Origin of the sequence: Methanobrevibacter sp. (assembly GCF_017410345.1) — an archaeon.
In the GTDB taxonomy this organism is placed as follows: Archaea; Methanobacteriota; Methanobacteria; order Methanobacteriales; family Methanobacteriaceae; genus Methanobrevibacter.
The window spans coordinates 1-13778 of record NZ_JAFQQZ010000015.1 but is presented as its reverse complement, the minus strand read 5'-3'; the positions used below and the strand labels follow the sequence as shown (position 1 = coordinate 13778).

Annotated in this window: 12 protein-coding genes and 2 tRNA genes; 4 read left to right on the top strand and 10 right to left on the bottom strand. The window is 35.3% G+C overall.

Translation table 11 applies throughout. From position 1 onward, the window contains the following. The first annotated feature begins 217 nt into the window (after window positions 1-217). Complete coding sequence (locus IJE13_RS01635; protein ID WP_292776289.1) at window positions 218-520, top strand: DUF2097 domain-containing protein; 303 nt, start codon at window positions 218-220, stop codon at window positions 518-520. A 221-nt stretch (window positions 521-741) separates the two neighbouring features. Further along, window positions 742-1044 (top strand): DUF2097 domain-containing protein, encoded by a 303-nt coding sequence (locus IJE13_RS01630; protein WP_292776287.1) that lies wholly within the window; start codon window positions 742-744, stop codon window positions 1042-1044. A gap of 131 nt (window positions 1045-1175) precedes the next feature. Here the strand turns inward: IJE13_RS01630 and IJE13_RS01625 are convergent, their stop codons facing one another. The 5 genes from IJE13_RS01625 to IJE13_RS01605 form a co-directional block, all read right to left on the bottom strand. Next, window positions 1176-2870, bottom strand: coding sequence for a DUF128 domain-containing protein (locus IJE13_RS01625; protein ID WP_292776285.1), 1695 nt, complete (start codon window positions 2868-2870; stop codon window positions 1176-1178). Window positions 2871-3009: 139 nt separating this feature from the next. Then, window positions 3010-4353, bottom strand: coding sequence for a type I glutamate--ammonia ligase (glnA, locus tag IJE13_RS01620; RefSeq protein WP_292776283.1), 1344 nt, complete (start codon window positions 4351-4353; stop codon window positions 3010-3012). A gap of 352 nt (window positions 4354-4705) precedes the next feature. Next, window positions 4706-5458, bottom strand: a complete 753-nt coding sequence (locus tag IJE13_RS01615) for a HesA/MoeB/ThiF family protein (protein WP_292776280.1) — start codon at window positions 5456-5458, stop codon at window positions 4706-4708. A 180-nt stretch (window positions 5459-5638) separates the two neighbouring features. Next, window positions 5639-6808, bottom strand: a complete 1170-nt coding sequence (locus tag IJE13_RS01610; protein ID WP_292776277.1) for an aldo/keto reductase — start codon at window positions 6806-6808, stop codon at window positions 5639-5641. A 232-nt stretch (window positions 6809-7040) separates the two neighbouring features. After that, window positions 7041-7150 (bottom strand) — tRNA-Met (locus tag IJE13_RS01605). 179 nt (window positions 7151-7329) lie between these two features. Here IJE13_RS01605 and ahcY point away from each other — a divergent pair. Then, a complete protein-coding gene (gene ahcY / locus IJE13_RS01600) occupies window positions 7330-8580 on the top strand; it encodes an adenosylhomocysteinase (RefSeq protein ID WP_292776273.1) in 1251 nt (416 codons plus the stop codon). A gap of 147 nt (window positions 8581-8727) precedes the next feature. After that, a complete protein-coding gene (locus IJE13_RS01595; protein ID WP_292776270.1) occupies window positions 8728-9393 on the top strand; it encodes a DUF2119 domain-containing protein in 666 nt (221 codons plus the stop codon). 78 nt (window positions 9394-9471) lie between these two features. Here IJE13_RS01595 and IJE13_RS01590 read toward each other — a convergent pair. The 5 genes from IJE13_RS01590 to hacA form a co-directional block, all read right to left on the bottom strand. Next, window positions 9472-9545, bottom strand: a tRNA-Lys gene (locus tag IJE13_RS01590). A gap of 131 nt (window positions 9546-9676) precedes the next feature. Beyond that, a complete protein-coding gene (locus IJE13_RS01585; protein ID WP_292776267.1) occupies window positions 9677-10240 on the bottom strand; it encodes a hypothetical protein in 564 nt (187 codons plus the stop codon). A gap of 308 nt (window positions 10241-10548) precedes the next feature. Next, window positions 10549-11535 (bottom strand): flap endonuclease-1, encoded by a 987-nt coding sequence (gene fen, locus IJE13_RS01580; protein ID WP_292776265.1) that lies wholly within the window; start codon window positions 11533-11535, stop codon window positions 10549-10551. Window positions 11536-11653: 118 nt separating this feature from the next. Beyond that, a complete protein-coding gene (locus IJE13_RS01575; protein WP_292776263.1) occupies window positions 11654-12220 on the bottom strand; it encodes a chorismate lyase in 567 nt (188 codons plus the stop codon). A gap of 40 nt (window positions 12221-12260) precedes the next feature. Next, complete coding sequence (gene hacA, locus IJE13_RS01570) at window positions 12261-13514, bottom strand: homoaconitase large subunit (RefSeq protein ID WP_292776261.1); 1254 nt, start codon at window positions 13512-13514, stop codon at window positions 12261-12263. Window positions 13515-13778 lie beyond the last annotated feature (264 nt).

The window sequence follows — 13778 nt, the reverse complement described above, 5'->3', positions numbered from 1 at the left end:
TTTTTATTTTTTATTTTTTAGAATTTTAAAATGAATTTAATAATTTTATGGATTTTATATGATAAATTATGATTTAATTAATTTTTAAATAATGATTGTAAGTTTCTATCAATTAAATTAATTTTTCAATTAATTAAATTATCATTTATTGGAATTAATTATAATAATATTAATCATGTTTTTAATTTAAATGAAGCTATGTACAAAAGGTGTAATTATGGTAAAAGAGATACAGATGGATCCAGACGATATTATAGAATATGTAAGAAATGAAGTAAAAGTTGATGATATTTTTGAATTATCTTACAACAGAGTTTTTGCCCCAGGCACTGTACTTGGACTCACTCCAGAGGATGAGGAAACAGGTGAAGGATTGATTCTTTCCCTTCAGCTTAATGGTGAATTGTTGAATCAGGCTGTAGACATTGATTTGCATGCTGTAAAGGATGAGATCATTGAATTCCGCCATATGCCTGGTGGAGATGAGGATAAGCTCATCATTGTTGAAGCTACATTGTAACTTTGACTCTTTCATTTTTTCATTATTTTTTTTATAAATCACTAATTAGTTTCAATAAATACAAATAATTTTATATATTAGAAACATTATATTATAAAATAGTCATTAAAATTTTATAAATTTAATAAATAATTAATAGATAATTAATAAAAAAAATTAATTAATATAAAAAAATAGTCGAAATAAAATTTAATAAAATTAATCTCCAAGGAGGTTTGAAAATGGTCGATAAGGAATTAACAATGACTTCTGATGAAGTTCTCGATTACATTAAAAACAATTTCAAGGAATTTGATAAGGTTGACATAGCATACAACCGTGTCTCTGCAAAAGGAGATGTCTTAGGTGTGGATCTTTCCGATTTTAGAGGAAAACCAAGTTGCAGGGTGATGATTGCTTTAGATGGTGAGATTATTTCCGATACCATTGAAGTGGACTTTGAGGAATACAAAGAGGATATCATTGAATTGCATCACTATCCTAAGGATGAATCCAAAGAGTCTGTTTATATCGAAGTAATTTAATCCAAGCTTTTTGAGCCTTCGGCTCAAAAACCTTGACCAAAATTCTTTTCACTAGTTATGTGTATCTCTTTAACTAGTTTCTTTTTTTAATCTATTTTTTTATCTAAAATAAAATCTTTTTTTTTTTTAATTTATTGTTCATAAATCAGTTCCATATCTTCAATTGGCAAGATGGTTTCAACTGCCTTTGCCTCAATGGATATTCCCTTTTCTTTGATTGCAGCTATTGAATTCAATCCGCTTCCTGTAACTATTCCGAAATTGTAGGTGTCCACCTTTGCATTGTAGACCAATTCCCTTGGTTGGCCCACTTTGAATATAGGCAATCCATTTTCATTTATCTTATTTAATATTTCCTCAGTTTTTGGTCTTGCAATGTATGGAACCTCTTTAATGGAAGCAAGTATTTTCTTCGGATTTTTCCTTTTGGCTATTTGAGTCAGGTTCTTAAAGATGAATATCTTATGAGGATCTACTGATGAGCCGTCGTAGGAGATCATTTCCACAAATAAAGGAGGTTTTCCAAGTTCCAATAATCCCCCATATTTTGGAGTGCTCATGATTCCGTTCTTGATTAAAATTCCATCAATGGATAGGCTGCAGACTGTAGCTATTCCCACCTTATCCTTATCGTTAGGATGATCCACAATATTGAAATGAGGGTTCATGTATTGTGAAAGATTCTTGTATGCTCTTTTCATGATGCTCATTGCATCTTCCAAGTCGTTCCTGTTTAGGTAGGATATGTTCGCCACGATGTTTCCCTTTCCTGTTTCAATGTCATAATCCACTTGATTAATTCTGTTCAGTGATTTTGAAAGTATGAAAGGTGTTTTCTTATATTCAATTCTTTTTGCAGGCTTGATTTTATGTTTGGAGGATTCAAGCTCCTTCAATTTATTGTAATCGATGAATTCCTCCCCTGTCTTTATGTCAACCTTATAGTCCATTTCCTGTGCTGCACAGAATGGTGTGATTCCTCCGATGATAGATATTCCAACCATTCCTTCAGGTACAGGAATTCCCAGTACGTTTTCACTTTCCTCTCCAATCTCGATGACTCCTCCGATTCCTACCTTTTCAAGATTTTGGATGATTTCCTTTGCCTTTTCAAGACTGCTTTCAGGTATGATTCTAAAGTTTGCAGGAATTGTTCCGGTACCATGCTCTGCGACTTCCAGAACGGAGGTCATACCTTTTGCAATGAATGCATCCAAAGGGGTGATTGAAGTTTTTCTATAGGAAATCAGTTCTGAAAATTTGGTGGGATAATAGTCCTCGATTTCAACAAGCCCTCCATATTGAGGGATGGAAGGAATTCCATTATTCAAAAATACTCCATCTATTGTTGTACCACAGATGGTCTTCATCACATATCCCTTTTTGCCATTGATTTCAGTCTTTTTGGCATTGATGAGTGGGCTGACACAAACGCCTGCTCTGAAGACCTCTTTGATTATGTCAAAGGCTTTATTCTCTAGGATATTTGAAGTATTCACAATCACATTTCCTGATCTTTTATTGTAATCAAAATCAGTCAAGTAGATTCTCTCTTCGAATTTTGAAAATGTGAAGTCCACTTGATCGTAAATCAAACCTTTTTCCAATTTGCTTCTTCCAAGTTCAGTGATTACTCTGCCTGAATATCCTTTTCTTTCTGTGTATCCCTTTTCGTCAAGAATCTGCATATGATAACGCACTGCCCGTTCGCCTAAATTGTATCCCTTGGTCTTGAGTTCATCAGCTATTACCTTTGAGCCAATCGGCTTTTCTTGAACATTAAGGATTCTTAGAATTTCTATCATTCTATGTTCGGATTCTGACATGTAATCTCCTACTTTCAAATGGAATTTTATAAAAATAAGTATTATTATTGCTTAAGCAGATTTAATAAATAAAAATAAAATGTAGCTATTTAAATGATTAAATAGCCATAATGCAAATTTTTACTTAAAACTAATTAGATTAGTAGTTTAAGTATTTCTTATGTTCATAATTGAATACTTGGACTCTGTATTCGTCCCACTCTTCGTATTTTGCAGCTAGGAATGCTTCGAATATGTGGTCTCCAAGTGCTTCTTTCATGATTTCGCTTTCTTCAAAGGTATGGTATGCTTCCCATAAACTGGAAGGCAACAATTCGATTCCCTTCTCTTCCCTTTCCTCTTCAGTCAACTCATAGATGTTGATTTCAATAGCTTCTCCAGGGTCGATCTTGTTTTTGATACCATCCATACCCGCTTCAAGCATTACTGCAAATGCAAGGTAAGGGTTACAGGTTGGGTCAGGACTTCTGTATTCGATACGGGTAGCCTTTCCACGTGCTGCAGGCACTCTAATTAAAGTTGACCTGTTCTGAATACCATATGAGATGTATACAGGAGCCTCATAACCTGGAACCAATCTTTTGTATGAGTTTACGATAGGGTTTGTGACTGCGGTAATTGCTGCAGAGTGTTTCAATAAACCTCCAATGAACCACATGGCTTCTTGGGACAATCCGGTTTCACTGTTTTCATCATAGAAGATGTTTTTGCCATCCTTGAATAGGCTTTGGTGACAGTGCATTCCACTTCCGCTTTCTCCAAAGAATGGTTTTGGCATGAAAGTCACTCTGTAGTCAAATCCATCGAAATCAGCCATGTTTGCCACAATCGCTTTGATTGCTTGCTTGAATGTGATTACCGCATCTGCGGTTTTCAATGCGTCATCGAATTTGAATGCAATTTCGTTTTGACCAGGACCTACTTCGTGGTGGCTTGCTTCTACTTCAAAGCCTAATTCCTGTAAGTTGGTTGTGATTTCTCTTCTGAAGTCAGTTCCCTTATCTACAGGTTCCACATCGAAGTATCCGGCAGTATCGTGAGGAATTGGATATCCGTCATCATCAGTGTCCACAATGAAGAATTCAGGTTCAGGACCTATGTTGTAGGTGTAGCCTTCCTCCTTGATTTTAGCCAATGCCTTCTTGAGTATTCCTCTTGGGTCTCCTTCAAAAGGCTCTCCGTTAGGCTTGTAAATGTCACAGATGAATCTGCAGGATGCGGATTCTTCAGGTCTCCATGATAAGGCGGAGTAAGTGCTTATATCTGGCTTTAGGACAAGGTCACTTCCTTCGATTCCTACAAAACCAGGGATTGATGATCCGTCGAATAGGATTCCATCCTTGAATAAGTCTTCCATATTTTCCAATTCACATGGGATGGATACGTTCTTTGGAATTCCATGCAAATCGACAAATTGGAGTCTAATAAACTTGATATTGTCTGCTTTCATTCTTTCAATAACATTTTTGATTCTTTCTTCCATTAAATCATTCTCCATTAGATTTGGAATAAAATAATTCATAAGTATTTTATTAAATTATTAGTTTTCGGAAAGATATTTCCACCTAATATCTAATAATATATTAATTTTCTTAGTATATATTATTTTATCTAATCTTATACTTATTTAAAGGTTGTGCAATAGTTTATTTTTTTTAATATTTTTCATTTGAATATCCAATTTTTTATTAAAATTTTAGAAATAGTTTATTTTTATTATAAAAAATTGAACAATGATATATTTTAGCATATTAATTTTATGGATTTTGAGAAAAATAGTTAGTAATAATTTGAGAATTTTAAAAAAATATAAAAAAAGTAGTAGTTTCAGAATATTATAATTCCAAAACTTTAAAAGATTCTAAATTGAGCAGATCAAAATTGAGTATTTTTGGAGCATAGGTCACTTCTCCAATGCCTGTTACTAATTTGTAAGCTTCAAATGCTTCCAGACAGCCTACTATATTTGGAACAGGTCCGATTACAGGAGGGACTCCCTTGGTTAATTTTGAGATTTCATCTTTTGTCTCATCCCCCAATTCCTTTCCAAGTGATGGAAGTGAGAACAGTTCCTCATAGGATGGTGTATCCTTAGTGAATACACTTACTTGTCCTTGTGTTCCATGGATGGCTCCATGAACATAAGGAATGTCATTTTCCCTTGCGAATCTGCTTACAATCACTCTTGTGTATAGATTGTCCAATGCATCAATGATTATGTCCCTGTCTCCGAATACCTTATCTATGTTATCTGCATTCAATTCTTCATTAAATGCATTTACTTTAGTGTAAGGATTTGTTATTCTGACTCTTTCCTTTGTTGCAATTGATTTGTCCACACCTACAGTTTCCAAACTGGATATCGCTTGTCTGTTTAAGTTTGATAGGTCGTATGCATCCTTATCTATTATTGTCAAGTCTCCAAGTCCCATACGTGCAAGCATTAGGATGGTTCCTCCTCCTATGCCTCCACAGCCAACTACACCTATTTTCGCATCCTTGAATCTTGTTTGCTGGCTTCTGGTAACAATGCTCATTTGACGAGTTGCTATATCCCAGTATCCAAATCCCTTATATCTTTCTGGCATATTTCCACCTTTTCATATCCTGTATATTATATTATCAGTTTATATTTTTATATCTTTTTAATAATTGTTTTGTTTTGAATCCCTAAGTTTATATTAATTGTACTAGTATATAACAATTGTTATTTTTTTATCTTCCTTTAAATTTTTTGATGATTTTGAATGATCGCTATTTTTTAATCATTAGAAATAATCATATCTTTTGCCGAAGAACTCTTCCACTTTCTTCAAGTCTTCAGAGATGTGAATCATTTGAGGGCAATGGTAGAGACAGTCATCACAATGCAGGCAGTTGTCAGCCCTTGTTTCACTTTCAAGTGAGAAATAATGCATTGCGCTTCCAGCAGGATTATTAAGCATTTTGGCAACATTGTACTCCCTGAAGCAGCCTGCAACATCCACTCCATGAGGGCAAGGCATGCAGTAGCCGCAGCCTGTACAGTCGTTTCCCCTTCTTTGCTTGTATTCCCAAGCGACCTCATGAATAAGCTCCAGGTCATTTTCACTGATGGAGTTTATTTCTGATCTGTTGGCTATTTCAATGTTCTCCTTTACCTGCTTTAAGCTGTTCATGCCGCTAAGGACAGTGTTCACTTCTTCCATATTCCAGAGGTATTGGAGTGCCCACTCCAATGGGGTTCTCTTTTCTTCTGCAAGGTTCCATAGGTCCATAATGTCTTGAGGAACGTTCTGGACCAATCTGCCCCCTCTAAGAGGCTCCATTATCATTGTTCCCAAATTATGGGAGTATAGATATTCGACTCCTTCCCTTCCTGACTGGTATCTCTCATCAATATAGTTCAATTGGGTAAGGCCAAATTCGAACTTGTCGTAGTCATCTACAATATCCACTATCCAGTCCATTTCCGTATGGGCGGAAAATCCCATATGCTTCACTCTGCCGGAGCTTAAGAGCTCATCCATCCATTCAAAGACATCAAGCTCCCTATACATTTTCCAATAGTCTTCGTTAAGGCTATGGAGCATATATAAGTCGATGGAATCGGTCTTCAGGTCCTTCAATTGCTGGTCGAAAATCCTTTCCATATCCTCTTTTGACTTTATCTGCCAGCTTGGAAGCTTGGTGCTTAAAAGAATCTCATCCCTATAGGAATTCTCATATAGGAATTTTCCAAGATACTCTTCACATTTTCCCTTTCCAGCCAAATTGTTTGCATGATAGGAATAGGCGGTGTCAATGAGATTTATTCCGTTTTCAATTCCATATGTCAATATTTCATTTGACTTTTCCTCATCGATTTGGTCATTTGTTTCAAAATGAGGCAGTCTCATTGCTCCGAATCCTAAGATAGAAACTTTCTCTCCGGTTTTTCCTAAAGTTCTATATTTCATTGTGTTACCTATTAATTTTAATCAAATATTCTAATATTATCAGATGATTTAATATTTGTCTTTTTAGTTAATATCATTTTTTAATAGTTTTTTGAAAAATTGATTAAAAAATAGTTCAAAATTTTTATAAAAATAGTTAAAATTAGTGGAATTAGTTTATTAAGCTGTCTAAATGGTTAAATTGAATAAAATAGTTAAAAAAAGTTATGATGTTATGATTCCTGGGATAGGATGCCGGGGGCGGGATTCGAACCCGCGATCTCACGGTATCCCAGGAAAAAAGTCAGAGCACGCTTAGTTACCCTATGAGCCGTGCGCTCTAACCAGCTGAGCCACCCCGGCATCAGACAGTATTAAAAGTTATGTTTTTTATTCTTTATATATTTTTGCTTTGTTCGTAAAGGTTATATTATCGAATACACAATTATATTTATAATAAGGTAAATAAATTATATTTAGTGTATTTTCACTGAAGTGATTATTATTGATTTTTTATTTATTACATATTTTAAGTGATGCTTATGAGTAATGTTAAAGACATGTCCCTTGCCGATGAAGGGATTAGAAAAATCAAATGGGTTCAAAAGCATATGCCTGTTCTTGAACACATTAAAAAACAATTTGAAGAAGAAAAGCCTTTTGAAGGAATTACCATTGGTTCATGCTTACACTTGGAACCTAAAACCGTCAATTTAGGTTTGACCTTACAGGCTGGTGGTGCTGAAGTGGCCATGACCGGTTGTAACCCTCTTTCAACTCATGATGATGCGGCAGCAGGTGCTGCAGCTCTTGGATTGCACATCTACGGTTGGAGAGAACAGACCGATGAGGAATACTACGAAGCCATTGACAATGTATTGTCCCACAAGCCGGATGTAATCATTGATGACGGTGCGGATATGATCATGTACCTTCACGAAAAACGCCCTGAACTTATTGAAAAGATTAAGGGGGCTTGTGAAGAGACAACCACCGGTGTTCACAGACTTGAAGCAATGCATGCTGATGGAGCTCTCAAATTCCCTGTAATTGCTGTAAATGACGCTTACACCAAATACTTGTTTGACAACAGATATGGTACCGGCCAATCTTCCCTTGATGCAATCATGGGAACCACCAACATGTTGATTGCAGGTAAGAATGTGGTTGTATGCGGTTACGGATGGTGCGGTCGTGGAGTCGCTTCCCGTGCTGCAGGACTTGGTGCAAATGTAATCGTAACTGAAGTGGATCCGATCAGAGCCCTTGAGGCAAGAATGGACGGTTACAGAGTCATGAAAATAAGGGAAGCTGTAAAGATAGCTGACCTTGTAGTGACCGTAACAGGAAACATTGACATCATCCATGGGGATGACTTCAAGTACATGAAAGACGGATGCATGTTGTCCAACTCCGGACACTTCAATGTGGAAATCAACAGACCTGACCTTGAAGCGCAAGCTGAAAGTGTTGAAGAGGTAAGGGACAGCATTGAAATGTTCACCATGAAAGACGGCAGAAAAATCTACTTATTGGCAGATGGAAGACTTGTAAACCTTGCAGCGGCAAGAGGTCAAGGACACCCTGCAGAAATCATGGATATGAGTTTTGCCGTTCAGGCATTGTCTGCCAGATACATCGTTGAAAATGACTTGTCATTGAGTGTTGAAAAGGCACCTGACAGCATTGACGATGAAGTTGCAAGATTGAAGCTTAAGGCCATGGGAATCGAAATCGACGACTTGTCAGAACGTCAAAAGGATTACTTATCCGATTGGAGAGAAGGAACCTAATTCTCTTTAATCATTATTTTCAAATCATTTTATTTTTTTAAATTTTAAATATTTTTAAATTTTTACTTTGAATTTTTTATTTTTTGCAATTTTATTCTTTTGCAATAATTAAATTTTTATTTTTACATTAATTATGAAATTGATATCATGTCTTATTTTCGCTATATTGATAATGGAGAAGGCCCTACAAAGCTGTTCATTGGAGGGGTTCATGGAGATGAAGGTCAACATGTAATCCCATTGATCAAGCTTTTGGATAGGGAAGACTTTTCCCCTGGCCAAATATATATCTATAATTTTGACAGGACTCCATATATTTCCACAATTCATAAGGAATTCTACCAGTCAGAGCAGGGAAAGAAAATATTGGATTTGATAGATTATTATAAGCCTGATTTCTATACAGAGCTTCATTCCTATAACATCAGACATTTCAAGAAATTGACAAGCATGGATAGGCTTGACAGTCAAGGGATTCCACCATTGATTGACTGTGGACAGTATGTATTGTGCAGTTCAGTTTCTCCACTCATAAGGCGAAAGCATTTCACAAAGGCGAATATATGCCAAACATTGGAATTTCCAACTTTCAGAGGAGTGGACTTAAAGCTCAGTGATGATGAATTATATGAAAAGTATGAGTTCAATTATGATGCCTCTGTTGATGAGTACATGTCCTTTTTAAGATTGATTACCCTAAGCAAGGATAGGGATGATTTTGAAAAAAGAGTTCTAAAGGATTATAAAAAACAGGCTGATCTTGCCTTGAAGTATGTAAAGATAATCTATGGGCTGGATTTTCCCAGATATTAAAAATAGCTTTTTTTTTTTTTTTTAATTGTTTTTAAGTTTCGAAAAATAAGTATCTAAAGAGCTTATGAAACTAAAAAACGGGCCCGACGGGGATTGAACCCGCGACAACAAGGTTAAGAGCCAAGCGCTCTGCCAGACTGAGCTACGGGCCCGGTTGAAAAAAATTTTTTACAAAATACAAATTAATATTATATCACTTTATATATTTAACTATTTTGTTTTTTTAGTCATTTTTTTGTCATTTTTTAAGTTTCATAAGATTAGTGTTTAAGAACTAAACTATTTAAAAAAATCTACTAAGGTCACCAAAGGCTACTTCGTTAATGAGGTATTCTTCAAAACCTTCTGAAAAGTCATTGTCACTAATTAATTCAGCTCCCTTTACTGCAGTCCATGCTATGCCATATGAAACTTTATTAATAGTTCCTGAATCATCGAGAAAATCTATTAGGTCATTTCCTGTATCTGCTACAGCACTTCCTCCTGCTACATTCATGCCTGAAGAGCTTGATTGGAAAGATAATATTCCCTGATTTTTTGGAACTTGTATTTTTGGATTATTTCCATTTATTTTTGGGCCGGTAATGTTTAATTTAGGGCCATTTCCACTAACTGCACTGCTTTGGTTTTTTTGATTAAGGTCACCTTTGATACTAATGGTTTCATTAGGATTGGTTTTGTCTTTAGAGACCATATTTGCAGAAATGGAAAGATCTCCATATGGACTGCTTGAAAGTTGTATAGATGCATTGTTTGCAGTTTTGTCAAAATCGCTGCTTGCGAATGATGCCCCTGCGATGATAAAAACTGTAAATAAGCAAAGTAAGATTAAAAATATTTTCTTCATAATATATCCCTTTTTATTTTTTTAAGCATTTTTCTCTATTTAATACTTTAAACAACAACATATATAAAGTTTCTCGAATGCAAGTGCTTACTTGCATCTTTAATAGTTAAAATAATGAATATAATAAGGTATTTAGTAAAAATAGATGTTTTTTGAAGTATTTGGGAGAAATAAGTTAAAAATAGAGGATTAAAAAATTATTCTTTTTTAATTTTTGCTGTAGTTTCATAAAAATAAGTGTTTAAGGAAATAATTTAAAAATGGTGATTATTTAAAATAGGGGATTATTAAAAATAGATGAAGATTAGTTAAAACCAATCTTCCAAGCTTTTTTGAGTTGAACTTAATTTTTTAAGCTTTTCAGTTACATTCAGAACCCTATTTTCTGAAAATCCATGCTCTTCACACATGAATTCAACAAGCTGGTCTTTTTTTGCACTTTTGAACTTGATCTTATAGTCTGTGTTCACTTCATGGTTTAGGAAAATGTCCCTTAGTTCATCTGGTTTCACATCCACTTCTGTGATTCCCTTTTGAACTAAAATGTCCTCTAAAGTGTTGTTTCTGATCAGTTTTAATCCGGTTTTTGCACCGATTCCATGGATTCCTTCGTTGAAGTCGGTTCCTACCATCAATGCCACATCAATCAGCTGTTCCCTTGTCAAGTCTATGTCTTCTAGGACCTTTTGAAGTTCCAGATATTCAAGATTTGACAATCCTCCGCTTAAAGTGAGGTTTCTTACTATTCTTGGAGCTCCAAAGAGCAAACAGTCATAATCCTGTGAAGCCACTGCCCAGGCATCACCCTGTTCGACCATATAGGCTCCCTGCGCTTCACCTTCGCCTATGGCCTGCACATAAGGAATTCCCATATAATCAAGTAGCTTTTTAGATGATTCAAGGATATAAGGGGACATTCTGGAAGTTCTTATGGCAAATTTCCTTGCCTCTTCTATGTTTCCTGCAGCCTTAGCCTCTTCCCATTTTTCCATGGCTTCTTCCTTGATGGCTCTTCTTTGTTCAAGAGTCTTTGCCTTATGCTCATGGCTTTCCCCATCAAAGACATAGATAGGCTTTATTCCCTTGTCGACTATTGCTGCAGTCCTATAAAGGATTCCACTTAAATGGGAGGTCACATTGCCGTTTTGGTCCATAAGAGGACTTCCATCCCTTTGACGAATGCCTGACAGGAACTGGTAGATTGTATTGTATGCATCAATTGCCACAGTTCTGCCTTCCAAATCCTTTAGACTAATTTCCTCTGGAGAAACTATGTCCTTAAATTTTACTCCCATATCATCCACCTTATTCTTTGATTTCAATTTATTTTAAAATAATTGTAAACTTTTTTTTTAATTCTGTAAAGTGCTTTTAAACTTTTTTTATTTCAGTAAAGCAATCTATAAAATTTATTCATACTTCAGTAAAGTAATTCACAGGGAAGAATTCCTTGATCCACATTAGAATCTCACCATTCATTATGATGGTGTAGTCTCTTGTCAGGAAGTCTTCTTCAGTGTCATAAAGCTCTTTAAGCTTGTCAGTTGCCTTTTCCACTTGTATGATGTTTATTTCCCTTCTGGATTCAACATTATATTTCTTCAGGATTCTTCCAATTGGAATGTCAGCTCTGACCAGATCATCCCTTATTTCTTTGGTCAATCTTTTAAGTGGAATATATGAAACCGCATAGATTAAAGGCTGGTCATCCTTATGCATTATGATTTCCCTATAGTTCACTTCATCCCCGACATCAACATTCACCAAGCTTGCACTTTCTTCAGTTGCCTCTTCAAAATGCTGTTCCAAGGTCTTTAAAGCAATTTTTCCATATAATACATCCAAGATGGCTGTAATTGAGCCATCGGTAGTCATTAGAATCTTTTGTGTGTTTGAAAAATTCTTATCGTATTTTTCTTCAACTTGATTAATCTTTTCAATTAATCTTACATTGACATCGTTGTCTGTAAGCTTTGTCATATTCAATCACCATCAGGTAAATATAATTTTTTTATGAATATTATAGATTATCAGGGTTTTCAATGAATCCTGAAATTGCAGATGCGGCCACAACTCCTGCATTTGCCAGATATACAGAAGAGTTAGGATCTCCCATTCTACCCTTGAAGTTTCTGTTTGTAGCTGAAATGCTTGTTTCACCTTCAGACAATACTCCCATATGTCCACCTAAGCATGGTCCACATCCAGGATTTGAAACAATTGCTCCAGCATCAAGGAATGTTTTTATGTATCCTAAATCCATTGCCTTCTGATAGATTTCCTTTGAGGCAGGAATGATTATTAATCTGACATCATCATGGATTTTTCTTCCTTCAAGAACAGCTGCTGCCTGTGCAAGATCGGATAATCTTCCATTTGTACATGAACCGATGAATCCTTGGTCAATATGGGTTCCAGCCACTTGTGACAATGGCTTAACATTGTCCACATCGTTAGGGCAAGCTATTTGGGCTTCCATATCATCTACATTAAATAGGAATTCCTTTTCATATACTGAATCCTTATCGGATTTTAGAATGTTCAATTGGTCTCGAGTTTTGCCGGTTCTTTCACAGACATATTCGATAGTTGCCTGATTAGGTTCCATTATTCCGTTTTTGGCACCCATCTCTATTGCCATGTTTGTCATGGTCATTCTGCTTTCGACATCCAAATTGTCTATTGTCTCTCCGCAGAATTCTGCAGTCTTGTAGGTGGCTCCAGCTATTCCAATCTCTCCAATGATATTTAAGATCAAGTCCTTTGAAGTGATTCCAGGTTTCATGTTTCCTTCAACTTCAATCTTAAAGGATTCCGGAACCATGAACCATGTTTTTCCTGTAGCATAGACCATAGCCAAGTCAGTGGCACCCATTCCAGTGGAAAATGCTCCAAATGCTCCGTAAGTGCATGTATGTGAGTCTGCGCCAACTATAATCTTTCCAGGTTCCACATGTCCCTTTTCAGGAAGCACTTGATGGCAGATTCCTTCTCCATGAATGTAATGATTCTTGATGCCTTGGGTTTTTATGAAGTTTCTTGCCACCTTTTGGAACTCTGCAGATCCGATTGTATTTGCAGGTATGTTATGGTCAAAGACAATGACTATCTTCTCATTGTCCCATACCTTATCGCTTATCTTTTCAAAGGTTTTTATTGCAGGAGGTGAAGTTCCATCATGTGACATGGCCAAATCAACGTCCACTTCGATAATTTCTCCAGGAACGACTTCACGACCAAGCTTTTGAGATAATATTTTTTCTGAAATGTTCAAATTTAATCTCCTAAAAATTCAATCATATTAATTGTTTAATTTAAATTAATTTTCATCTATTTTTATAATTTAATCCATTAGATTTATAAATTTATTTATATGAATTTAAATTTAAAATTTCAATTTAATAAATTTTAAAAATTAGTTTATAAATACTTTAAAAAATTAGTCTATTTTTTTCGTGAGATAAATGTTAAATTAAGGTGAAATAGTGTTATGGCTTATTTGGGTGTATGATTAAAAAAATAAAAAATAAAAAAAGAA

What these genes read in the sequence shown, in the direction of transcription:
- IJE13_RS01635 (WP_292776289.1), top strand. Translation starts at nt 218, where the DNA reads ATGGTAAAAGAGATACAGATGGATCCAGACGATATTATAGAATATGTA.
- IJE13_RS01630 (WP_292776287.1), top strand. Translation starts at nt 742, where the DNA reads ATGGTCGATAAGGAATTAACAATGACTTCTGATGAAGTTCTCGATTAC.
- IJE13_RS01625 (WP_292776285.1), bottom strand. Translation starts at nt 2,870, where the DNA reads ATGTCAGAATCCGAACATAGAATGATAGAAATTCTAAGAATCCTTAAT.
- glnA (WP_292776283.1), bottom strand. Translation starts at nt 4,353, where the DNA reads ATGGAAGAAAGAATCAAAAATGTTATTGAAAGAATGAAAGCAGACAAT.
- IJE13_RS01615 (WP_292776280.1), bottom strand. Translation starts at nt 5,458, where the DNA reads ATGCCAGAAAGATATAAGGGATTTGGATACTGGGATATAGCAACTCGT.
- IJE13_RS01610 (WP_292776277.1), bottom strand. Translation starts at nt 6,808, where the DNA reads ATGAAATATAGAACTTTAGGAAAAACCGGAGAGAAAGTTTCTATCTTA.
- ahcY (WP_292776273.1), top strand. Translation starts at nt 7,330, where the DNA reads ATGAGTAATGTTAAAGACATGTCCCTTGCCGATGAAGGGATTAGAAAA.
- IJE13_RS01595 (WP_292776270.1), top strand. Translation starts at nt 8,728, where the DNA reads ATGTCTTATTTTCGCTATATTGATAATGGAGAAGGCCCTACAAAGCTG.
- IJE13_RS01585 (WP_292776267.1), bottom strand. Translation starts at nt 10,240, where the DNA reads ATGAAGAAAATATTTTTAATCTTACTTTGCTTATTTACAGTTTTTATC.
- fen (WP_292776265.1), bottom strand. Translation starts at nt 11,535, where the DNA reads ATGGGAGTAAAATTTAAGGACATAGTTTCTCCAGAGGAAATTAGTCTA.
- IJE13_RS01575 (WP_292776263.1), bottom strand. Translation starts at nt 12,220, where the DNA reads ATGACAAAGCTTACAGACAACGATGTCAATGTAAGATTAATTGAAAAG.